This is a genomic window from Streptomyces sp. NPDC088817 (assembly GCF_044750345.1).
Lineage (GTDB): Bacteria > Actinomycetota > Actinomycetes > Streptomycetales > Streptomycetaceae > Streptomyces.
The window spans coordinates 182,007-205,883 of the sequence record NZ_JBIVJN010000017.1 but is presented as its reverse complement, the minus strand read 5'-3'; the positions used below and the strand labels follow the sequence as shown (position 1 = coordinate 205,883).

12 protein-coding genes and 2 pseudogenes are annotated in these 23,877 nt (G+C 72.6%); 8 read left to right on the top strand and 6 right to left on the bottom strand.

What is annotated here, in order from left to right; genetic code table 11:
• The first annotated feature begins 446 nt into the window (after positions 1-446).
• From ACIP4X_RS28325 to ACIP4X_RS28305, 5 genes are all read left to right on the top strand, one after another.
• On the top strand, positions 447-4,430 hold the full coding sequence (locus ACIP4X_RS28325) for an amino acid adenylation domain-containing protein (RefSeq protein WP_358730183.1): 3,984 nt from the start codon (positions 447-449) through the stop codon (positions 4,428-4,430).
• Positions 4,427-13,510: an amino acid adenylation domain-containing protein gene (locus ACIP4X_RS28320; protein ID WP_391457532.1), complete on the top strand. Its 9,084-nt coding sequence runs from the start codon at positions 4,427-4,429 to the stop codon at positions 13,508-13,510. Before ACIP4X_RS28325 ends, ACIP4X_RS28320 begins: the two co-directional genes overlap by 4 nt.
• A gap of 62 nt (positions 13,511-13,572) precedes the next feature.
• A complete protein-coding gene (locus tag ACIP4X_RS28315) occupies positions 13,573-14,451 on the top strand; it encodes a TauD/TfdA family dioxygenase (protein WP_358730185.1) in 879 nt (292 codons plus the stop codon).
• Positions 14,452-14,530: 79 nt separating this feature from the next.
• On the top strand, positions 14,531-14,938 hold the full coding sequence (locus ACIP4X_RS28310; protein ID WP_358730186.1) for a YciI family protein: 408 nt from the start codon (positions 14,531-14,533) through the stop codon (positions 14,936-14,938).
• Between the two features lie 8 nt (positions 14,939-14,946).
• The gene (locus tag ACIP4X_RS28305) at positions 14,947-16,092 is read left to right on the top strand and encodes a DUF6596 domain-containing protein (RefSeq protein ID WP_358730388.1); all 1,146 of its coding nucleotides are present in this window, start codon (positions 14,947-14,949) and stop codon (positions 16,090-16,092) included.
• A gap of 48 nt (positions 16,093-16,140) precedes the next feature.
• Here ACIP4X_RS28305 and ACIP4X_RS28300 read toward each other — a convergent pair whose 3' ends face one another.
• Positions 16,141-16,980, bottom strand: a complete 840-nt coding sequence (locus tag ACIP4X_RS28300) for a polysaccharide deacetylase family protein (protein WP_358730187.1) — start codon at positions 16,978-16,980, stop codon at positions 16,141-16,143.
• A gap of 241 nt (positions 16,981-17,221) precedes the next feature.
• On the opposite strand from ACIP4X_RS28300, the gene ACIP4X_RS28295 reads away from it, so the two are divergent.
• Positions 17,222-17,677, top strand: a complete 456-nt coding sequence (locus ACIP4X_RS28295) for an SRPBCC family protein (protein ID WP_358730188.1) — start codon at positions 17,222-17,224, stop codon at positions 17,675-17,677.
• Between the two features lie 53 nt (positions 17,678-17,730).
• Here ACIP4X_RS28295 and ACIP4X_RS28290 read toward each other — a convergent pair whose 3' ends face one another.
• The 4 genes and pseudogenes from ACIP4X_RS28290 to ACIP4X_RS28275 form a co-directional block, all read right to left on the bottom strand.
• The gene (locus ACIP4X_RS28290; protein ID WP_358730189.1) at positions 17,731-18,231 is read right to left on the bottom strand and encodes a nucleoside deaminase; all 501 of its coding nucleotides are present in this window, start codon (positions 18,229-18,231) and stop codon (positions 17,731-17,733) included.
• 10 nt (positions 18,232-18,241) lie between these two features.
• Positions 18,242-18,773 (bottom strand): annotated as a pseudogene (locus ACIP4X_RS28285) (nucleoside deaminase).
• A gap of 82 nt (positions 18,774-18,855) precedes the next feature.
• Positions 18,856-19,326 carry a cyanase gene (gene cynS / locus ACIP4X_RS28280; RefSeq protein ID WP_358730191.1) on the bottom strand — a complete coding sequence of 157 codons (471 nt, stop codon included), beginning with the start codon at positions 19,324-19,326 and terminating at the stop codon, positions 18,856-18,858.
• An 80-nt stretch (positions 19,327-19,406) separates the two neighbouring features.
• Positions 19,407-20,000, bottom strand: coding sequence for a carbonic anhydrase (locus ACIP4X_RS28275; protein ID WP_401351211.1), 594 nt, complete (start codon positions 19,998-20,000; stop codon positions 19,407-19,409).
• A 125-nt stretch (positions 20,001-20,125) separates the two neighbouring features.
• Between ACIP4X_RS28275 and cynR the strand changes: the two genes are divergently transcribed.
• Positions 20,126-21,037 carry a transcriptional regulator CynR gene (cynR, locus tag ACIP4X_RS28270; RefSeq protein WP_358730193.1) on the top strand — a complete coding sequence of 304 codons (912 nt, stop codon included), beginning with the start codon at positions 20,126-20,128 and terminating at the stop codon, positions 21,035-21,037.
• Positions 21,038-21,286: 249 nt separating this feature from the next.
• Positions 21,287-21,910, top strand: a pseudogene (locus tag ACIP4X_RS28265) (GNAT family N-acetyltransferase); the annotation flags it as partial.
• Positions 21,911-21,965: 55 nt separating this feature from the next.
• On the opposite strand, the gene ACIP4X_RS28260 reads toward ACIP4X_RS28265, so the two are convergent.
• A complete protein-coding gene (locus tag ACIP4X_RS28260; RefSeq protein ID WP_401351208.1) occupies positions 21,966-23,726 on the bottom strand; it encodes an MOSC domain-containing protein in 1,761 nt (586 codons plus the stop codon).
• Positions 23,727-23,877 lie beyond the last annotated feature (151 nt).

Below are 23,877 nucleotides of genomic sequence, written 5' to 3'. Positions count from 1 at the left end.
ACCATGATGGCCACGCGGAACAGGCGCGGCATCTCGTGCACCCGGCCGGTCCATACCCCCGCCGACGCCGAAAGTCATCGCCCGGATCCCCGAAAGGGAAAAGTCGAGTGATTCACCTGGAGTTTCGGGCCGTGATAAATGGAGCCCCAGAAGCGGGCCTTTAGTGTGCGGTATCTGGGGCACGTCGCACAGTGAAGTCAAGGGTTGACATGCTGTGGTGGATGGCTTCATGATCGCGTGCATGTCAAGAGCCCACTCTCTTGGGTGGTTCCGTATGTCAAGTGTCAATGTAACCAGGTAAAGTAATCGATCGAATTCCGGCGCATCCCCCCCACCCTCCCCGGATTGCTGTTTCTCCGTTGAAGGAATTCCGTGTGGTGCCATCCTTCGATGCGCCGTCGTTCCGCCCCGGTCCTCCTCCCCGACAGGAAAGCCAGGCCTTGCCGGTGCACAACACGCCTTGCTCCGTTCCCCACGACGCCTCCCTCCGCGTCCGTCCGGCCTCCTTCTCCCAGCAGCGGCTGTGGTTCCTGGCCCAACTGCCGGGCGCGAACGCCGCGTACAACGAGACGCTCGCCTCCTTCCGGATCAACGGCCCGCTCGACCGCGAGGCCCTGCTGAGTGCCTTCGACGCCCTGACCGGCCGTCATGAAAGCCTGCGCACAAGGCTGGTGGTGGAGGACGGCGCCGTGAGCCAGCACATCGACCCGCCCGGCACGGGGTTCACGGTCTTCTTCGAGGACCTCAGTGCCGACGCCGACCCCGACGAGCGCGTGGCCCGGTACCAACGGGATGAGGCGGAGCGGCCGTTCGACCTGGCGGACGGCCCGCTCGGACGTGGCCGGCTGATCGCCCTCGGCCCCGAACGGCACGTACTGCTGCTGACGTTCCATCACATCATCTTCGACGGGACCTCGATGAAGGTAATGATGGAGGAGGTCGCCGCTCACTACACGGCGGCGCTCACGGGCGGCAAGGCGGACCTGCCGGAACTCACGGTGCAGTACGCGGACTACGCGCAACGGCAGCGCGAGGCGGTCCTCGGCGGCGCCCTCGCCTCCCAGGAGGACTTCTGGCGACGCACCCTGGACGGCGCTCCGTGCGTCCTGGAACTCCCCACCCAACGGCCCCGCCCGGCCGAACAGCGCTACGACGGCGGACGCGTCGAGTTCGCCCTCGACGCCGACGTGACCGCCGCGCTCCGCGACCTCGCCCACTCCCAGCAGGCCAGCCTCTTCAACACCGTCCTCACCGCCTGGGCCATCCTGATGTCCCGCCTGTCCGGCCAGGACGACATCGTTGTCGGCAGCCCCGTGGCGGGCCGCCGCGCACCCGGCGCCGCCGGACTCATCGGCTTCGTCGTCAACACGCTCCCGCTGCGCGTCGACCTCTCCGGTTCCCCCACCGCGACCGAGGCCCTGGCCCGCACCCGCGCCTCCGTCCGCGCGGCCCTCGCCCAGCAGGACCTGCCCTTCGAGCGCATCGTCGAGCTGGTGAACCCGCCGCGCAGCGCGTCCCACACCCCCCTGTTCCAGACCATGCTGGCCTGGGTGCCGGACCGGCACGACCTGCTGCGCCTGCCCGGGGTGACGACCGAACCCCTGCCGATCCACGACGCCCCGGCCAAGTTCGACCTCGTCCTGTCGGCGGCCGAGTCCGAAGGCCGCCTCACCGGCCACCTCGACTACGCCACCGCGCTCTTCGACGCGAGCACCGCGCGGCGATGGGCCGGACACCTGCGCCACCTGCTCACCGACCTCACCCGCCACCCGGACCGCGACATCCACACCCTGGAACTGATGGACCCGGGCGAACTCCGGCATCTGATCCGCCGCGGCGACGCGACACGGAACCACGGCGAGCCCGCGACGGCCGACCCCGCGGCAGCCGCTCTGAGCACGGCCTCCGGAGTCACCGGCCTCTTCGAGACCCAGGCCCGTGCGCACCCCACCCGTGTCGCCGTCGTCGACACGGAGGGCGCGACGGACTACGCGACCCTCGACCGCCGTGCCAACCGCCTCGCGCACGCCCTCGTCGCCCGCTCCGTCCAACCCGGCGACGCCGTCGGACTGCACGCGCGACGCAACCGCGACCTGCTCGTCGGCATCCTCGCCATCCTGAAGGCGGGCGCCGCCTACCTTCCGCTCGACCCCGCCCAGCCCGTTCCCCGGCTGACCGCCATGGTCGAGGACGCCCGCTGCCCCGTCGTACTGAGCGACCACCCCGGCCCGCACCGTCCGGAGGAGTGGCTCGACCTGGGCACCGTGGAGGCAGAGGCGGCGAGCTGCGACCTCCCGCCGCTCGGCGTCACCCGCACCCCGGACCAGATCGCGTACGTGATCTTCACATCGGGGTCCACGGGACGGCCCAAGGGCGTCGCCGTCGAACACCGCAGTGTCCTCAACCTGTTCACGGTCTGGCACGAACGGATGGGCACCGCCCCCGGCGAGATCGGCTCGGCCTGGTCCAGCACCGCCTTCGACGCCTCCATCCATGAACTCCTGCTGCCCCTCACCACCGGCGGCGAGGTGCACATCGTCCCCGACGAGGTGCGAGGAGACCCGGACGCCCTGCTGAACTGGATGCGCGCACACCGGGTGACCCAGGCGTTCCTGCCGCCCGCCTACGTCCGGTGGATCGACGAGGACCCCGGCACGCGCCTGCGCGGTCTGCCCCTGCGCAAGCTGCTCACCGGCGTCGAGTCCCTGACCGAGGCCGCACTCCACCGCATCACCGAGCACCTGCCCGGCCTGCGGATCTGCTTCGGCTACGGCCCCACCGAGGCGACGCTCTACAGCACCGCCTACTACGAGCCGCGCCCGCTGGAGCGCCCCTGCCCGATCGGCCGGCCGCTGCCCGGTACCCGCCTGTACATACTCGACTCCCGTATGCAGCCCGTCCCGCCCGGCGTCGTCGGCGAGATCCACCTCGGCGGGGAGTCCCTGGCCCGCGGCTACCTCAACCGCCCCGACCTCACCGACGAACGCTTCCTGCCCGACCCGTTCGTTCCCGGCGCCCGCGTCTACCGCACCGGAGACCTCGCCCGCTGGGGAGACGACGGCCAGGCCCACTACGCGGGACGCGCCGACGACCAGGTCAAACTCCGGGGCTTCCGGATCGAGCCCGGGGAGATCGAGGCCGCGTTGCTGCGTCTGCCGGGCGTGCGCGAGGCCGCGGTCCTCGTCGACCGGGACACGGCCGACCAGCCACGACTGGTCGCGGGTATCGGCCGGGGGAGCGCACCGCCCAGCGGCGACTGGCGCGCCGCACTCGCCCATGACCTGCCCGACTACATGATCCCCGCCGTCTTCGTCGACCTGGAGAGCCTCCCGCTCAACTCCAGCGGCAAACTCGACCGCCCCGGGCTGCTGCGGCACGCCCGCGAGCAGAACACCGACCAGGTCAACACGGCCACCCCGCGCGACCACGTCGAACACGCCCTGTACCGCATATGGCAGCAGGTCCTGTTGCACCCCGGGATAGGCATCGGCGACAACTTCTTCGACATCGGCGGCACCTCCCTGTCCGCCATCAAGATGGCCCACCACGTCACCGAGACCTTCGGCCGTCCGCTCCCCGTCGCCGAGGTCGTGACGCGTCCCACCATCGAGTCGCTCGCCGCGCTGCTGAGGGAGGACGCCCCCCAGCGCGAGCCGGGCAGCCTCATCGAGTTCCGCCGGGGCTCGGGCCCCAGGGTGGTCTGCGTGCACCCCGCCGGAGGAACCGCCTTCTGCTACCTCCCGCTCGCCGCCCTCCTGCCCGCCGACACGGGCCTGTACGGCATCCAGTCCCCGGGCGTGAACCCCGGAGAGGACGTCCTGCCCTCGGTCGAGGCCATGGCCGAGGCGTATCTGCGCATGCTCGAACCCCTCGGCCAGGGACCTCTCGTGCTGACCGGCCTGTCCTACGGAGGCCTCGTCGCCCACGAGATGGGACGCCTGCTGAGTCTCGCCGGACGTGAGGACGTCAGCGTCGTCCTGCTCGACACACAGGCGACCGACGACGCCTCGGCCCGGGAGGCGATCGCCCCCGTCGACGCGGCCGAGTTCCGCGAGAAACTGGTGAGGTTCAACGGAATGTACCCGGGCATCGACGACGCCCAGGTGGACCGGTACTTCCGGCTCTACAACCACAACCGGGTCACCGCCCGGGACCACCTCCCGGCCGCCTCACCCGCCCGTCTCGTCCTCGCCGAGGCCGTGCCCGACGGCGCCGACACCCCCTCCCATGCCGAGGTACGCGACTTCTGGCGGCGACGCGCGACGGGGGACTTCCGGGTCGAGACGCTGGAGTGCGACCACTGGGAGGTCCTGGAGGGCGCCGGGACGGCACGGGTCGCCGACCTGCTGGCTGCCGAACTCGCCTACCACGAGAAGCAGTTCACGGAGGGGCCGCGCACCCCCGTCGCACCGGTGGGGGAGGCGCGATGAACACCCCCCGCACCGAGTCCGTTCCGCTCGCCGGGGCCGTGCTCGCCCAGGCCCGCCGCACGCCCGCCGCCGTCGCCGTCGAGGACGGCGACCACGTCCTGGACTACGCCGAACTCGACCGGCTCAGCGGCCGGGTCGCCGCGCACCTGCGCCGTCGTGGAGTGAGCCCCGGTCAGGCCGTCGCGGTCTGCCTGCCCCGCTCCTGGCAACTGGTGTGCGTCATGCTCGGCATCCGCCGTGCCGACGCCGTCGTCGTCCCGCTCGACCGTATGAGCCCCCAGGACCGGCAACGCCACATCCTGGAGGACTCCGGCGCCACGGTGGTGGTCCACGACGGCGAGAGCGCCCACCCCGGTGCACTGGACGTCGCCGACCTGCTCCTGCCCCCAGGGGACGCCGACGGGCTTGATCCCGCCCCTGACCCCACGGAGGAGGCCGGCACCGCCGAGGCGACCGGCTTCGTCTTCTACACCTCCGGCAGCACCGGCCGTCCCAAGGGCGTCGAGGTCACCGACGCGGGCGTGCTGCGGCTCGCCCAGCCCGGCTACATCGAGCTGAAGCCCGAGGGGCGCTACGCCTGCCTGTCCAACCCCGCCTTCGACGCCCTCAGCTTCGAGGTGTGGGCCCCGCTCGTGACCGGCGGTGCCTGCGTCGTACTGGACGACACGCAGGTGCACACCCCCCACCGGCTCGCGGACGTGCTGCGCGAACGCCGCGTGGACACCCTGTTCATCACGGCGGCCCTGTTCCACACCGTCGTCGAGAAGGTCCCCCACTGCTTCGCCGGCACCGCCCAGGTCCTCATCGGCGGGGAACGGCTCGACCCCCGGTCGATCCGCCGCTGGTACGAGGCCAATCCCGGCACCGCGACGGTTCTGCACAACGTGTACGGCCCGACGGAGGCGACGACCTTCGCCCTGATCCACCCCATACCAAGGGACTTCGACGGCGACGAGGTCCCCATCGGCACCCCCCTGCCCGGGACCGGACTGCTCCCGCGCACCCTGGACGGCCGCACCGCCGAGCCCGGAGAACTGGCCGAACTGCTGCTGTGCGGAACGGCGTTGGCGCGCGGATACCGCAACCTGCCCGAGGAGACCGCACGCGCCTTCGTCGAGCTGCCGGACGAGAGCGGTACCGCACGCCGCTGGTACCGCACCGGCGACCTCGTACGCCAGGGCCCCGAGGGACGCGTCACCTACGTCGGCCGGGCCGACCGGCAGGTCAAGGTGCGCGGCTTCCGCATCGAACCCGGTGAGGTGGAGCAACGGATCCAGGCCCTGCCCGCCGTACGCCAGACCTACGTCTGCGTCCGCCGGGACGCGGCCGGCCGCAACGAACTGCTGGCCTTCCTCGTGCCCGGTGACGGCCTCGACTTCGACGTGTACGACCGCCACCTCACCACCACCCTGCCCCCGTACATGCGCCCCCACCACACCCACGTGGTCTCCGAACTCCCGCTGAACGCCAACGGAAAGGTCGACCGGGACGCCCTGATCGAGGCGGCCGGGACACCGTGGCGGGCCCGTCGCGAGGGCGCCGCCCGGGTCACCGACGAGCAACGGCCCGTGCTGGAGATCGCCGAGGAGATCCTCGACGTCCGCGGCCTGCGCCCCGACGACCGCTGGATCCCCAACGGCGGCGACTCGCTGAAGGCCCTGCGGTTCCGCTTCGAGATCCACCACCGCTTCGCCGTCGACCTGCCCCAAGAGCTCGTCCTGCGCGCCGACTTCGCCGCCCTCGCGGACGCGGTGCACGCCCCGGACGTCGCCGCCCGCCCGCACCCGCCGGTGCCGCCCGCCAGCGACGAACCGGACGCGCCCGCCACCAGTGAGCAGGAACGCCTCTGGCTCCTGCACCAGCGCGACCCCGAGGACCGCTCGTACGACGTGCCGCTCGCCTTCCGGATCGAGGGCCACGTCGACACGGAGGCCTTGCGCCGCGCCGTGCGCAGCCTGGTGGAACGGCACCCGGCGCTGCGCACCCGACTGGTCCCCGCCCCGGACGGACTGCGCCAGCGCACCGAGCACCCCTACGACCCCTGGCAACCGCTGGAGAGCCGGCCGGGGGAGCGGTGGCAGGACACCGCCGACCGCTTCTTCGGCCACCGGTTCGACCTCGCCGATCCGCGCATGCTCCGCGCCGCCTGGGTGCGACGGTCCGACGGCGGCCTCCTGCTCCTCCACCTCCACCACGCGGCCGTGGACGGCTGGTCCCTCAACCTCCTCCTCCAGGACCTCAGCGAGGCCTACGCCGGTGCCCCCGCACGCCCGGAACCGCCCGTCACCCCCCTCGACTTCGCGCGCTGGCAACGGGACTGGCACGCGACCGGGGCCTACGCACGGCACCGCGCGGACCTCCTCGCCCACTACGACGACGCGGCCCCCTCGGCCCCCCTGCCCGGCCCCGGCCCGGAACAGCGGCGACGGGCCAGGCTCCTGCACACCTCCCTGGACCTGACGCACCGCACCGCTCTGGACCGGCGCGCCGCCGCGACGGGACTGACCCGGTTCCAGCTCCTGGTGTCCGCGTTCACCGCGAGCCTGTACGGCGCGACGGGACAGACCCGCCCGCTGGTCGCCGCGCCCGTCGCCAACCGCCCCCGCCCCGAGTTCGGCGACGCGGTCGGCATGTTCGCCAACACCGTGCTCCTCGACCTCGCGGCCCGGCCCCGTGACACCCTCGACGGCAACCTCGCCGCACACGCGGACACCGTGAGCGCCGTACTGGGCGGGCAGGAGGTCGCCCTCGCCGACGTCCTCGCCGACCGGGCCTTCCACGAGCGCACTCCGCTGTTCGACTACCTGTTTGTACTGGAGAACACCGAGTTCTCCCGCCTGAGCCTGGAGGACTGCCGCACCCGGCCCCGCTGGCCGCAGCCGACGGGCGCCAAGTGCGCCCTCACCCTCTCCGTCGTCGAGCACGAGTCCGGCTTCGACTGCCTGTGGGAGTACCGGGACGACATCGGCACCGAGCGTGCCCAGGCCGCCGCCCGGCTCTTCCGCGAGGCCCTCGACCACCTGACCGCCGGCAGTGACATCACCCTGCGCGAACTCGTCGCCCCCTACCGGCAGGGCTTCGACCGGCAGGGCCGCGGCACCGAGCCCGCGGACGACGTGACCACCGTGGCCGAGGCGTTCGCCCGCCAGGTGTCCCGCACCCCCGACGCCCCCGCCGTGACCCTCGGCGAGACCACCCTCACCTATGCCGAACTCGACGCACAGGCCAACGAGGTGGCCTCGGCCCTGCGTGCCTTCCGCCCGGCCGACCCCGCCGCACCGGCAGCCGTGGCGCTCTACCTTCAGCCCTCCGTCGAGCACATCGTCGCCCTTCTGGCGGCGACCCGCCTCAACCTGACCCTCGTCCCCCTCGACCCCGCCTATCCGCCGTCCCTGCTGCGCCATGTGCTCGACCAGGCCGCACCGCGTTGCGTCGTGGTCGCCCCCGGGGACACCGCCGTCCTCGACACCCTCGCCCCGCCGGAGCTGCCCCGGCACGTCCTCACCCTCACCGGCACCCCCAGGGCCCCGCGCGTACCCCACGAGCACCAAGGGCTGCGCCCCCTCTACACGTTGTTCACCTCCGGCTCCACGGGAACCCCCAAGGGCGTCCAGGTCCCCGACCGCACCCTGTGCAACCTGCTGTCCTGGCAGCGGGACGAGGGCGGACTGAACGGACCGGCCGTCACCCAGCAGTTCTCCATGCTGTCCTTCGACGTCTCGTTCCAGGAGATCCTGACCACCCTGTGCGGCGGCGGCGATCTGCGCCTGGTGAAGCCGGCCTGGCGGCAGGACGTGCCCGCCCTGCTGCGCGAGCTGGAGAGCGGGGCGGTGGAACGGATCTTCCTTCCGTACGTGGCCCTCCAACTCCTCGCCGAGCACGGCGTGCGCCTCGGCCGGTACCCCTCCCGGCTCCGGGACGTCGTCACCGCGGGCGAGCAACTGGTGTGCACCGACGCGATCCGCACCTGGTTCGCCGGACTCCCGGGCGGCGCACGGCTGTTCAACCACTACGGCCCGACCGAGACCCACGTCGTCAGCGGGCTGTGCCTCGACGAGGACCCCGCCGCCTGGCCCCTGCGCCCCGCGATCGGGCGTCCGGTGTCCGGGGCGGTGCTGCGGGTGGCCGACGAGGCGGGCCTCCCCGTGCCACCCGGCGTCACCGGCGAACTCCTGATCGGCGGCCCCATGGCCACCCGCTGCTACCTCGGCGGCGACGACGCACACCGCGAACGGTTCCTCGACGACCCCGGACTCGGCACCCTCTACCGCACCGGCGACCAGGCGTACTTCGACCGGCACGGCCTGCTGCACTACACGGGCCGCGACGACGGCCAGGTCAAACTCGGCGGCCACCGGCTGGAACTGGGACAGGTCGAGGCCGCGCTCCTCCAACACCCCGGAGTGGCCAACGCCGTTGTCGCCATGGAGGAAGGCCGGCTCGTCGCCGTCCTCCAGTGCGGGGAAGAAGCCCCCGACCCCGCCGGCCTCGCCGCCCATCTCGCCGGACTGCTCCCGGCCTACATCCGCATCGCCCGCTTCCGCCTGGTCCAAGACCTCCCGCGCACGCCGAGCGGCAAACTGGACCGCCGGGCCGCACTCACCGCACCCGGCAGAGAACTGCTTCCCGCCTCCGCGCCGACCGAGGCCCTGACGGCACTCGAACAACGCCTGGCCGGCCTGTTCGAGACGGCCACCGGCAAGACGCCCGACGTCGACCAGCGCTTCTTCGACGCCGGGGCCACCAGCCTGGACCTGATGCGCTTCCACCTCAGATGCGCGGGAGAGGACGACCTCCCCTTCTCCGTACCGGACCTGTTCGAGCACGTCAGCCTCCGCGCGCTCGCCCGGTTCCTCACACAGGACCGCACCGCCGCCGAACCGGACCGGGAACCTTCCCACACGCCGGAACGAGCCGACGAACCGATCGCCGTCGTCGGAATGGCGGTACGGCTGCCCGGCGCGGACGACCTGGTCTCCTTCTGGGACCTGATCGTCACCGGCCGCCGGGGCATCGAGCACTTCCCCGCGACCGACGGGCGCACCGGCGCCCGCAGCCAGATGGCGGGCCTGCTCGCCTTCGACCCGGGCAGGTTCACCATCAGCCCCCACGAGGCCCGGCTGATGGATCCCCAGCAGCGCCACCTCCTGATGAACTGCGTCGAGGCCCTCGCCCACGCCGGACTGGGCGACCCCGCCACCCGGCGCGTGGGGATCATCGCGTCCTGCGGCGAGAACACCTACTACCCGAAGATGCTCCGCGAGGCGGACCCCGGCGCACTGCCGGACACCTTCCGCCTGGCCCAGCACCATGACAAGGACTTCCTCGCCACCAAGGCCGCCTACCACCTGGGACTCACCGGCCCGGCGCTCACCGTCCAGTCCGCCTGCTCCAGCTCCCTCGTCGGGGTCCACGTCGCCTCGGGGATGCTCCGGCAGGGTGATGCCGACGTGATGGTCGTCGCGGGAGTCCTGGTCGACACGGACCTGACCGACGGCTACACCTACCGCCCGCAGCACATCTTCTCGCCGGACGGGCACTGCCGGCCGTTCAGCGCGGACGCCGAGGGGACCGTCGGGGCCAGCGGCGCCGGCGCCGTCGTCCTCAAACCCCTCGCCGCCGCCCGCCGGGACGGTGACACCGTGTACGCCGTCCTCACCGGCTCGGGCGTGAACAACGACGGCGCGGACAAGCTCGGCTACAGCGCTCCCTCCCGCGCCGGACAGCGCGACGCCATCCGCGCCGCCCTCACGCGCAGCGGCCACCGGGCCGCCGACCTCGGCTACATCGAGGCCCACGGCACCGGCACCCGGCTCGGCGACCCCGTGGAGGCCGCCGCGCTGCGCGAGGCGTACGGACTCCAGGACGACGCTCGGGTGCCGCTGTCCTCCGTGAAGAGCCAGATCGGACACCTGGGGGCCGCGGCCGGCGTCGTCGGCCTGATCCGCGCCGTCCTCGCCGTGCACCACGGGATCCTCCCGCCCACGGCCGACTTCGACCGGCTCAACCCCGCGATCGACGACGGCCCGTTCCGCGTGCCGGTCGCGGCCGAACCCTGGCCGGCGAACACCCCCAGGGTGGCCGCAGTGAGCAGCTTCGGCATCGGGGGAACCAACGCGCACCTCCTGCTGGAGGGGCCACAGGAGACTCCGGCCGCTCCCCGCGCGGTGCCGGCGATCCCCTGCCTGGTGCTGTCGGGCAGCTCCGCCACTGCCGTGCGCGCCGACGGCCGTCGTATCGCCGACTACCTGGACGCACACCCCGACGCCTACCCGGAAGTGCTGCGTCATCTCCAGGCCGGCCGGCCCGCGCTGCGCCACCGCGCGGCGGCGGCCTGCCCGGACGTCGCCTCCGCCGTCGACTGGCTGCGCTCCCTGGAGCCGGTCGCGCCCTCACCGTCCGAGACCCGCTTGCCCGTCGACGGTCTCGACCCGCACGCCCTCGCGGACGCGTGGACGGCCGGGCGCACCCTCCGCTGGCCCGCGGGCCCGGCCCCCGCGCCCTGGGACTTCCCGCCGCCCGCCTTCGAGACGGCGGACTACGACTTCCCGCGCACACCCGCTCCGGAACGCACCGCCCCGGCGGACGAGCCGACCGCACCACCCGGACCCGAGCAGGCAACACGGCTGCCCACGGCCCAATGGCTGCACCAGCCCCTCTGGGCACGCCTGCGCCGCGCCCGCACCGGCGGCAAGGACCCCCACCGCACCGCTGTAATCATGACCCCCGCTGACTCCACGGACGCGGCCTGGCGCTTCCTCGAACAGCACTACGCCCGTGTCGTGACGGTACGCGCGGGAAGCGCCTTCGCCCGCCTCGACGAGGACCGCTACGAGGCCGACCCCGCCGACACCGAGCACCTGACCGCGCTCCTCACCGGCGTCACCGGCGTCACCGGCACCGCCGACGCCGCCGACGCCGTCGACTGGCTGCACGCGCTGCCGCTCGCCCTGGACGGCGAACCGAGCGCCTTTGCCACCGAGACGGCCCAGTGGGCCTGCCTCGACACCGTCGCCGCCCTCACCCTGGCGGTGGCCGGCCTGCCGGACGAGAAGCGGCCGAACCTCTGGCTGATGTCCCACCAGGCACAGCCGGTCACCGGCGACGTCCGCACCCCCGAGGCGGGCCTGCTCGCCGCCGCCCTCGAAGTCCCCCGCCAGGAACTGGGCGTGTCCACGCGCTGGGCCGATCTGCCGGGACCCCGGCCCGCCGACTGGGCGGCCCACCTGCCCGACCTGCTCCTCGACACCGCGCTCCCCACGACGGCGACGGCCCTGCGCGACGGCTACTGGTGGCACCGCACGCTCCAGCCCGTCCCCGTACCGCAGGCCCCGCCGTCCGCCGCCCGCTCGGCCGACACCGGTACCCACCTCGTGCTCGGCGGCACCGGCGGCGTCGGCACCACCCTGGCCGCCCGCCTGCTGCGGCAGCACCCCGGCAACCGCGTCGTCCTGGTCGCACGCGGCACCCACACGCCGGACGCGCTCGCGGCGTTCTCCGACCGGGTCACCCTGGTGCCCGCCGACCTCGCCACGGAGGAACCGGAGACGATCGCCGCCCGGCTCAGCCCGCACCTGGACGGCCTCGCCGGAATCGTCCACGCCGCAGGAACCGCCGCGGGAGGCCTCCTCGCCCGGCGCGAACCCGCCACCGCCCGCCGGGCCACCGCGGCCAAACTGCGCGGCGCCCTGCTCGTCGACGTCCTCATCGCCGCACACGACCCCGACTACGCGCTCTTCTGCTCGTCGATGGCCGCCAGGTTCGGGGGCGTCGGCCAGTTCGACTACGCGGCGGCCAACGCCTGCCTCGACGCCCACGCCCACCACGCGCCACCCGGCCGCACCCGCACCGTGCGGATGAGCATCGGCTGGGACGCGTGGCGAGAGGTGGGCATGGCACAGCACGCGCTGGGCACCGACAGCCGCCACCAGGCACACCTGGCGGTCGCGCTCACGCCCGAGGAAGGCGCCACCGTCTTCGAACAGGCCCTCCACCTGCGCCTGCCGCACCTGATGGTCAACACCACGGACCTGGCGGCCGCACCCCTGTTCTACGAACCGGCGCCCCGCCCGCGCACCCCGGCCACCGCCGACGACCCGACCGCCGCCCTCACCGCCGCCCTCTGCGGCCTCCTCGGCGTGGACAGCATCGACCCGCAGGCACCGCTGTACGACCTGGGAGCCGACTCACTGACCCTGCTGGAGCTCCTCGACGAGGTGAAACGCCTCTTCGGCACCGACCTCGACCTGTCCCGCCTCAGCCACCGGGTCAGCCTCGCCGAGATCCTCGGCCACCTCGGATCCGACGCCGGCTCGCCGCAAGCGGTGGACGTCGAGGTGTGGCAGCCCGGTACGGGCCTTGACGTGCTGTGCCTCGTCCACCCCGTCGGCGGCGACATCCAGGCCTACCGCCCCCTCGTGGCCGCCCTGCCCGACGACCTGACCGTCTGCCTGATCGCCGACCCGGCGCTGCGCGACCCCGCACACGCGCCCCGGTCGATCACCGAACGCGCCGAAAGCTATCTGGCCTCCGTCCGGGACGCCTTCCCCGGCTCCGGCCACCGGCTGCGGCTCGCCGGCTGGTCCTTCGGCGCCTGGACCGTCCTGTCCATGGCGGCACTCGCCGAGTCGCAGGGCCGCGCTGTGGACGCCCTGTACCTGCTCGACCCGCCTCCGCCCGGCGCGGGACGACTCCTCGCCGCCTACAGCGAGGAACAGGTGGACGCCGTCTTCGCGCGCGAGCTGAGCGGCGGCCGCGCCGGACGGCTGCCGGACGCCGCCCGCGCCTACGCCGAGCGCCTCGCGCACTGCTGCCGCGCCAACCTCGCCGCCATGGCCGCGCATCACGTACCGCGCCTGCACAGCACACCCACCACGATCTGGCTCGCCGAACGCCCGGTCGGCGACGGACTCCTCGCCCCGGAACCGACCGCCCCCGACGCCTGGGACCACCACCTCCCCGGCCCACGTGTCGAGCGCGTCGCCGCGGACCACTACGAACTCGTCGCCGAACCGCACGTCCAGGGCATCGCCGCCGCGCTCTCGGAGTCCCGACCGCAGGACTCCTCGACCGTGGCCTGAGCACCGCCCCGTGGCCTGATAGCCGCCCCGCCCCCATCCCCGACGTATCACGGAGGTCCCTCATGGAGGACTACGCACTGCGCGCAGTCGAACAGCTCACCACCCGCCCCGTGGAACCCTACGAGGCCATCACCGTCGCCCCGCTGACCCCGCTGCTCGGCGCGGAGGTCTCCGGCATCGACCTCGCCCAGGAACTCACCCCACAACAGGAGAAGGAACTCAAGCACGCGTTCGCGGCCCACCACGTCCTCGTCTTCCGCGACCAGGACATCACCCCCGAGGAGCACAAGCGCTTCGCGGGCGTCTTCGGCGACCTGCACCCCGTCACCCTGCCCGTCGAGGGCTCCGACCCGCACATCCTGGAAATCAAGGCCGGCAAGGACTCCCGGAACGTGGCCGGCAACGGCTGGCACTCGGACGGCACCGCCGACGCCGAACCCTCCCTCGGCTCGATGCTGTACATCACGACCATGCCCGAGGGCGACAGCGGCGGCGACACCCTCTTCGCCAACATGCACCTCGCCTACGAACTCCTCTCACCCGCCATGCGCGGCTTCCTCGACGGCCTGACGGCCCTCCACGACGGCGCCCTGCCGTGGACCGCGGCCGGCCAGGCGCCGCCGCCCGAGTACGACGTGCCGCGCACCGAACACCCCGTGGTCGTCCGGCACCCGGAGAACGGCCGCAAGCTGCTGTTCGTCAACGCCCCCTACACCTCCCACATCACCCAGCTGTCCCGGGCCGAGAGCGACGTCCTGCTGGGCATGCTCCACCAGCACGTCGCCCGGACGCCGCTGCTGCACTGCCGGGTCCGCTGGCAGGAACGCACCCTCGTGTTCTGGGACAACCGCAGCGTCCAGCACCACGCCGTCTGGGACTACTTCCCCCTCACCCGGGAAGGCCGCCGCGTGGCGATCGAGGGCACCCGGCTGCACACCTGATGTCGAGAACCGGCGCCCGGCTCCGTCCTCGGGTTGAACGCGGCCACAATGGGTCGCATCAGCACCGAGGAGTACCACGATGGCGAAGTACCTGCTGCTCAAGCACTACCGAGGCGCACCGGCCGCGGTCAACGACGTGCCCATGGACCGGTGGACTCCGGAGGAGATCTCGGCCCATGTGCAGTACATGAACGATTTCGCGGCCCGACTGGAGAAGACCGGCGAGTTCGTCGACGGGCAGGCCCTCGCCCCCGAGGGGGCCTGGGTCCGTTACGACGGTGAGGGCCGCCCGCCGGTCACCGACGGACCGTTCGCCGAGACCAAGGACCTCATCGCCGGCTGGATGGTGATCGACGTCGACGGCTACGAGCGGGCCGTCGAGCTGGCCGGGGAACTGTCGGCCGCTCCCGGCGCGGGCGGGAAGCCGATCCACGAGTGGCTGGAGGTACGCCCGTTCCTGACCGCTCCGCCCACCATCACGGAGTGACCCCGCCGGTGAACGAGGCCCTGATCCGAAGCCTCACGCCGAGCGTGCTCGGGATCCTCGTCCGCCGCGGAGCCGACTTCGCGGCGGCCGAGGACGCCGTGCAGGACGCCCTGGTCGAGGCGGTCCGTGTCTGGCCGGCCGGCCTGCCACGGGACCCGAAGGGCTGGCTGGTCACCGTGGCCTGGCGCCGGTTCCTCGACGCGACCAGGACGGACGCCGCGCGCCGGCGGCGGGAGGACCGCGTCGACGAGGAACCGGCGCCAGGGCCCGCGCCCGCGGTGGACGACACGCTCCAGCTCTACTTCCTGTGCGCCCACCCCTCCCTGACACCGGCGTCCGCGGTCGCGCTCACGCTGCGCGCCGTGGGCGGGCTCACCACCCGCCAGATCGCCCGGGCCTACCTCGTGCCCGAGGCGACGATGGCGCAACGCATCAGCCGGGCCAAGCGCACCGTCTCCGGAGTGCGGTTCGACCAGCCCGGCGACGTCGCCACCGTGCTGCGCGTTCTCTACCTGGTCTTCAACGAGGGCTACTCCGGCGACGTCGACCTCGCCGCCGAGGCCATCCGGCTCACCCGGCAGCTCGCGGCCGCGATCGACCACCCCGAGGTGGCGGGGCTGCTCGCCCTGATGCTGCTCCACCACGCCCGGCGCGCCGGCCGGACCGCGCCCGACGGAAGCCTGGTACCGCTCGCCGAGCAGGACCGTGCCCGGTGGGACACCGAGGCGATCGCCGAGGGCATCGAGATCCTTCAGGCGGCCCTGGCCCGCGACCGGCTGGGCGAGTTCCAGGCCCAGGCCGCCATCGCGGCACTCCACGCCGACGCGCCCACCGCGGAGGAGACCGACTGGGTGCAGATCGTCGAGTGGTACGACGAGCTCGCGCGGCTGACCGACAGCCCGGTCGTCCGGCTCAACCGAGCGGTCGCCGTCGGTGAGGCCGACGGGCCGCGCGCCGGACTGGCGGCGCTCGCGGCGCTGGACTCCGCGCTGCCCCGCCACACCGCGGTGGCGGCGTACCTCCACGAGCGCGACGGCGATCCGGCGACGGCGGCACGGCTGTACGCCGAGGCGGCCCACAAGGCGCCCACCCTCGCCGAGCGCGACCACCTGACGCGCCAGGCGGCCCGGCTCAACACCCGCCTGTCCCCCTGACGGGCCGCGCTCGGAACGCTCCCGGCGCAGGGCGCGGCTCCGTGTCCGTCACCGGCTGAGAGGCCTGGCGCGGTACACCTCGCCGGGCCGGGGCCCGGACGGGGCGAGGAGCCGGGTGACGGTGACGAACGTGTAACCGCGGGCCTCCAGGCCGGAGATGAGGCCGGGAAGCGCGGCGACCGTGCCGTTGTAGCCGCGGTGGGTGGGGTCCACCCGGTCGTGCAGCAGGATGATCCCGCCGGGGCCGGTCCGGGCCAGGATCCGGCGGGTGATGAGCGCGGAGTCGGTGGTCTCGTAGTCGGAGGCGGTGGCGCTCCACAGGATTTGTGCCATGCCGAGCCGCCGGCAGATCGCGGCGACGGCCGCGCTCGTACGGCCCTCCGGCGGGCGCAGCAGGACCGGCCGGCGGCCGATGACCTTCGCCACGGCCTCGCGGCCCCGGGTGATCTCCTCGCGCGCTCCGGCCGGGCTGATCCGGGTGAGGACCCGGTGGGACCAGGTGAGGGTCTCCACCTCATGGCCTTCCGCGGCCATCCGCACGACCGTTCCCGGATACGTGGCGACGTGGTGCCTGCCCAGCGTGAAGAAGGTGGCGTGCACGCGGTACCGGCGCAGGATGTCCAGGATGCGCGGAGTGCGAAGGCTCGGTGAGTCGTCGAAGGTGAGCGCCACGCATCTCGCCCTGCGGCAGTCGACGGACCTGTCGGGGCCGAGTGCGGTCCCGGCCCCGGCCACCGTGCCGCTCGCCGACGACACCCGCTGCGTCGCTCCGGCCTGCGGCGCGACTCCGCCGTCACCGCAGCCGGGCAGGGCCAGCGTCAGCGCCGCCGCGGTCACCAGCGCGGTCGGCGCGCGCGTCCGGTTCGCCGCCCTGGCCGCGTTCCGCACGCGATCCCGTACGCGGCGATCCCCGTCCGGTGGCGAAGGATGCCGGGCCCACCCGGGCCGGAGGACGTCCCGGCGGAATGGACCAGCCATGGGGGGAGCGTAGCCCGGGCCCCCGCCGCGGGCACTCGGAGCAGCACACGACGAACTCGCACGCTGTCCCGCCGGTCGGTGGCCCGGCCGCCAGGACCGGGTCCCGGCCCGCCGGGGCGGGGCGCACACTGGAGGCAGAAGGACGTGCGTCGTGAGCCGAACCGTGGAGGTCGCCATGAGCACCCTCGAAGAACACATCGACGTCGGAGTCTCCCTCGACAGCGTCTGGGACAGCCTTCACCGGGTGGAGAACTATCCCCGCTTCATGGACGGCGTGCGCGACGCCCGGGCCGAATCCGGTGGCCGCGCCCAGCTGGACATCGAGGCGGGCGGACGGACCCGGCAGATGGAGATGAAAACCTCCGACCGCACCGGGGACCGCGTGCTGGAATGGCACACCACGGAATCCCCGAAGATGAGCTGCTCCCTCACCCTGCACCCCATCGACCGGGGGAGCACCCGGATCCAGGCACGGCTGGAGTACGACCCCGACACCGTCCGGGAGGCGTTCGGCGGGCCCAGGGGATTCGCCCAGGCCAACGCGATCGAACGGCTCGTACGCAGCGACCTGGAACACCTCCGGGAGTACGCCGAACGCAGCGGGTGAGCGGCGCCCTCCGGCGACCTGGACCTTCCCCTGGAGGAGATCCGCCGTGACCGTCAGCCTCGCCGGCCGGCACGGTGGCCGCGGTGCAGCGCGCGGAGCCGGTCGGTCAGGGCCGGGACGGGGCCCTGCACCGTCAGTCCGGGCACCACGTCCTGGATCGGCAGGCAGCGCACCGGGGCGGCGGGCACGCCGAGTTCGGTCAGCCAGTCCGTCAACTGGGCGGCCGAGTGGGCGTAGACGATCCGGCCGAGGCCCGCCCAGCCGTGGGCGGCCGCGCACATGGGGCAGTGCTCCCCGGAGGTGAAGACGGTGGCCTCCGCCCGCTGCCGCTCGGTGAGATGGGCGGTGGCCCAGCGGACCAGCTCGAACTCCGGATGCCGGGTGCGGTCGTCCAGACTGTTCACCCGGTTGCGGTCCTCCGCCAGGACCTGCCCGTCGGCACCGACCAGGACCGAGCCGAATGGCTCGTCCCCGGCCCGCAGCGCCTCGGCCGCCAGCTCCACCGCGCGCTCCAGGTGCCGCAGCTCGGCGGCGTTCGGTTCGATGAGGGGCATGACTGCTCCCTCAGGCCGCGGTGGGCGCGCCGGGGACACGGCGCTCACCGCCGTTGTGCTCCTGCCAGAGCCGGTGGACGTCGACGGCGGCGTCGCGCGGCTCGTAGCGCATCGGCAGCCGGCGCTCGTCCCAGTTCTTGGTGAACTCCTCGTAGAAGTTGTCGAGTTCGAAGTACCTGCGGTCGTCCACGTAGTGCGGCTCGTAGGCGTCCCGGGTGGTGAGGAAGACCACCTCGTCCGGCGAGCAGTAGTACAGCGAGCCCAGGCACAGGCGAGCAGTAGTACAGCGAGCCCAGGCACATCGGACACGGGTGGGCCAGTACGTAGATCGTGGCGCCGACGAGGTGCTCGGTGCCCAGCTTGGTGCACGCCTCGCGGATGGCGAGGATCTCGGCGTGCGCCGTGGGGTCGTTGGTCTGGGCGACCCGGTTGGGGCTCTCGGCCAGGATCTCGCCGTCCCTGACGATGACGGTCGCGAACGGGCGGCCGCCCTCGGCGACGTTGCGGCGGGCGATGTCGACGGTGCGCTGTGCGAAGTCCATCAGGGGTGTCCTTCCGTGAGTGGAGGAGGCCGGGGCGGCCGGGCCGGCCGTACCGCCCCGGCGGCGGTCCGATCGGGGTGGGTCAGAAGGGCTTGGTGGGCAGGTACTTGCCGTCCAGGGTGATCACCGCGCGCTCGCCGCCCTCGGGGTCGGCGACCTTCTGCACGTCCAGCTTGAAGTTGATCGCGGAGATGATGCCGTCACCGAACTGCTCGTGCACCAGGGCCTTGAGCGTGGTGCCGTACACCTGGAGCATCTCGTAGAAGCGGTAGATGGTCGGGTCGGTCGGGATGCCGCCGGGGATCGAGCCGCGGGTCGGGATCGTCTGAAGCAGCGCCACCGCGTCGGCGTCCAGGCCGAGCAGCTCGCCGACGGCCCGCGCGGCGGGCTCGGGCAGTGCGTGCTGGCCGAGCAGGGCGGCGGTGGTGAAGGCCACCGACAGGCCGGCCGTGTCGGCGATCTGCTGCCAGGTGAGGTCCTTGCGCGTCTTGACCTCGACGGCGGCGACGGCGAGGGCCTGCCGGGCGGTGGGGTCGAACTGTGCGTGCGGCATGGCGGGTTCCTTTCAGGATTCCGGATACTGGATTCCGGGCTGCGGGCTGCGGGTTATGGACAGCGGACCGGACCGGTGGGTCAGGCCGCGGAAGCGGTCGCCCGCGGCACGGCGGCGACGTTCTCGACGCCTCCGGTGGCGATGTCGTAGACCCAGCCGTGCAGGGTGAGGGTGCCGTCGGCCAGGCCGCCGGCGACCGAGGGGTGGGTGGCCAGGTTCGCCAGCTGGGCGAGCACGTTCTGGCGGACCAGAGCGGCGACGTCCCCGCGGGCGGCGGTACGGGCGCGCGAGGCGTCCGCGTGCCGCAGCCACTCGGCGACCGCGGGCACCCCGCGCAGGTCGTGGGCCTCGGCGAGGGCCGTCATGGCGCCGCAGCCGGAGTGCCCGCACACCACGATGTCGGACACGCCGAGGACGGCCACGGCGTACTCGATCGCCGCCGCCACGGCGTCGGGGCCCGGCGCGTGGGACGGGACCAGGTTGCCCGCGGTGCGGACGACGAACAGCTCACCCGGTTCACTGGCCGTGATCAGCTCCGGGACGACACGGGCGTCGGAGCAGCCGATGAACAGCGTGTGCGGTGCGTGGTTCTCGGCGAGGTGGGCGAACAGATCCGCCTTGGCGGGGTGGACATCCCGCTGGAAACGCGTGACGCCCTGGGCGAGGTCGCGCACTGGTCACTCCTTTCGGTGGCTTCCGGGCCTGCCGGACTCGGTGAATCCACCCTGCATGACCTGGACCTATAGAGTCCAAGACGCATTACCCATGCCTCCCATTGCTCACATCTATAATCGGTTCCATGGCTCTGGAACTGCGTCATCTGCGCTATCTGCTCGCCGTGGCCGAGCACGGCAGCTTCACCCGCGCCGCCGAAGACCTGCGCATCTCCCAGCCCACGCTCTCCCAGCAGGTGCGGCAACTGGAGCGGACGGTTGGAGTGCCGCTGCTGGACCGCACCGGCCGCGGCGTGCGGCTCACCGACGCGGGGGAGACCTACGCCCGTCACGCCCGCCGTGCCCTGCGGGACCTGGAGGCCGCCGAGCGTGCCGTCCAGGACGTCCAGGACCTGACCCGCGGCCATCTGCGCCTGGCCGCGACGCCGACGTTCACCGCCTATCTGGTGGGCCCCCTGGTCGCCGAACTGCACGCCCGGCACCCCGGCATCACCCTGGACCTCAAGGAGATGACCCAGGACCGCATCGAGTCGGCCCTGCTCGCCGACGACCTCGACCTGGGCATCGCCTTCTCCGGCGCCCATCTCCCCGGCGTCGAGGCGCAGACCCTGTTCACGGAGACCCTGAGCCTCGTCACGGGCGCCCCCGACTCCGACGCGGATCCGCCCCGGCCGCTACCTGTGGGCGAGTTGAGCGATCGGCAACTTGCCTTGCTGAACGGCGACTTCGCCACCCGCAGCCATATCGACGCCCACTTCGCGGCCCACCGGGTGCGGCCCCGCATCACGGTGGAGGCCAACTCTGTCCAGGCCCTCGTCGAGATCGTGCGCCGCACCCCGATCGCCACCGTGCTTCCCGACGCCATCACCCACGACCACCCGCACCTGCGACCCGTCCCCCTCGAACCGCCCCTGCCCGCACGCACCGTCACCCTCCTGCGGCGTGGCAGCGGCTACCGCAGCGCCGCCGCCCGAGCCTTCACCCGTCTCACCCAGGACGTCGTCCGAACCCGCGGCTACACAGAGCCCCCACAGTGACGTCCGGCCGGAGTCAGCGATTGTGGGCGGCAACTCGCCTCCAGCGGACGGCGGTTACGGCTCAGACGTGCCGAAGCTCCTCCGGCAGCCGCCGCGTCCAGTCAATTCCGTGGCGTGACCGGCTCATTGCGCTACAGTCGGCCATCCCCACCACACGGGTGAGGGACTACGACAGCGAGAGGAGGGGCAAGCCCATGATTCGCAGGATCACCGCGCTTGAGTCCTCCCGGGGTACGGACGGTCTCTGACCGACCCGGAGCGGACGGGCTCCTCCCGCCAGACTGGCGCGAGAACGCGGGGACGAGGCAGGTCGTCGAGGAGCGCATGACGATACTGGAACGGACCGGCGCCCGGCTCCTCGTCGAACGACTGCGCCTGGAATGGCGCCCCGACTCGCCCGTTCCGGAGCCCCGCGGACGTCTCGCCTTCCGGCCCGTCCACGACGCCCGGGAACTCGTCACGCTGATGACCTCGGTCCTGGACGGGACACTGGACGCCCACGGCCGGGACGAGCTGACCCGGATGTCCGCCCACGAGGCGGCCGTCAAGCACTACGAGGACGAACTCGCCCGCTACACCAGCCCCCGTGACTGGTGGCGCGTCGCGACCCTGCCCCACGGAGAGCCCGTGGGATTCGTCATCCCTGCTCACAACGGCTACAACCCCGTCATCGCCTACATCGCGGTCCTGCCCGCCCACCGGGGCAACGGCCACATCGACGACATCCTCGCCGAGGGCACCCGCATCCTCGCCGAACAGGACGTCCCCCGTATCCGGGCCTCCACGGACCTCGGCAACACCCCCATGGCACACGCCTTCCACCGCGCCGGCTACATCAACTTCGAACGCGAGATCAACATGACCTGGAACTGACTGGGGCGGGGGCACCTGCAGGGGTGCCCCCGTCCCAGTCGGCCGGCCGGTGTTCCTAGAGGTCGAGGACGACTTCGGTGGTTGGTTCGCTGCAGCAGATCAGGGCGGTGCCGGGTTCGGGGAGTTCCAGGGGTGGGGTGGTGTAGGTGATGGCGCCCGCCATGAGGTGGGTGACGCAGGTGTGGCAGACGCCGGTGCGGCAGGACCAGCGGGTGGGGATGTCGCAGGCCTCGGCGAGGTCGAGCAGGGAGGCGTGGGCCGGTGACCAGGGGGTGCTGATGCCGCTGCGGGCGAAGGTGATGAGCGGGCCGGTGCCCGGGGGACCGGGCGGCCGGTGGGGACGGACGGCGGCGGTGGGTGTGACGCCGGGGTTGATGGCGGGCAGCGCGCTGAACTGCTCCGTGTGGATCCGCTCGGCCGGAAGACCGTGGTCGCGCAGGAAGCCGCCGAGGTCGTCCATGAAGGCGGTCGGTCCGCAGAGGTAGGCGTCGGCGTCGGTGGGGATGCCCAGGGCCGTGAGCGCCGGGGCGGTCGGGCGGCCCCGGGTGATGTACCGCTCGCTTGGGGGTGGGTCCTCGGAGGTGTAGTAGATGTGCTCGTGGGCGTCGGGGAGTTGGGTCAGTAGGCCGTGGGCCTCGTCCGCGAACGCGTGGTGGGCCCGGTCGTGCGCGGTGTGGATCCACCAGACGGGGCGTGGGTCTCGTACGGCGGCGAGCTCGTGGAGCATCGCGAGCACGGGAGTGGCACCGATCCCCGCGGAGACGAGGACGATCGGGCGGGTGCCTGCTTCAAGTACGAACGTTCCCCGGGGACTTGCGATGTCCACGAGGTCCCCGGGGTGGAGCGTGGCATGAATGTACCCGCTGACCTTTCCGCAGGATTCGTGCTTGACGCTGATGCGGTAGGTGCGGTCGGTGGGCGTCGAGGACAGGGAGTAGCTGCGCACCGTGGGGACGCCGTCGCCGACGGCGAGCCGGATGGAGAGGTACTGGCCGGGGCGCGCCTCGGGCAGCGGCGTGCCGTCTGAGCTGTCGAGGTAGACCGACGAGATGTCGGCGGTCTCCGGGACGATACGGGCCACGCGCATGCTCTTGAAGCCCGGCCACCCCGGTTCCTGCCTGGACTGCCGTGTGCTCGCGCGTTCGTCCGGCCATCCGGGTTCCTGCTGGGGCTGCTGGGCGGCGGCGAGTTCGCGGAAGGACTGCTGCCAACCGGGGCTGAGGGCCGGGATGCCGAGTGCTTTGCGCAGCTTCGCGGGGTCGCGGTCGGGGAGGTAGAGCAGCGCGTCGGTGTCGGCCACGCTGAGTTCCTCCGGCCCCTTGCGGACGAGGGTGATCTCGTCGCCGGCCTGGACCTGCCCCTCGGTGAGCACGCGCAGGTAGAAGCCGGGGCGGTGGTGGGCGACCAGCAGGGACGCCATGGTGGGTTCGCCGAGGCGCATGCCGACGCGGTAGCAGGTGACGCGGGGCTGGGTGACCTCGAACTCGGCCTCGCCGATGCGGTACCGGTCGCCGATGCACACTTCGTCGTCGGGCAGTCCCTCGACGGTGAAGTTCTCCCCGAACATCCCGAAGCTCAGATCGTCGCGCCCGAGCTGCTTTTGCCAGAACCGGTAGGACTCCGACTGGTAGACGAGGACGGCACGGATCTCGCCGCCGTGCCCGGCCAGATCCCCTTGACCGTCTCCGTCGACGTTGAGACGCCGGACCATGCGGGGGCCCTCGACGGGAGCCTTCCAGGCTCCGGTGTGGACGGTCCTTCCCTGCCATGGGACGTCCGTGGGCATCCCCACGTTCACGGACAGCAGCGTCGCCATCGCGGACCTCCTGCGGGGTGGTCGGCCGGGGCGGCAGCCGGGGCAGCCCCTCATGGCGCTGTGATCTGTGCGCTGGGATCGATCCTAGTTCGCGGACCGGCGAGGGGCGCGTTCGTCCGCAAAAACGCCGCAGGCAAAAGCAAAGGCAAGG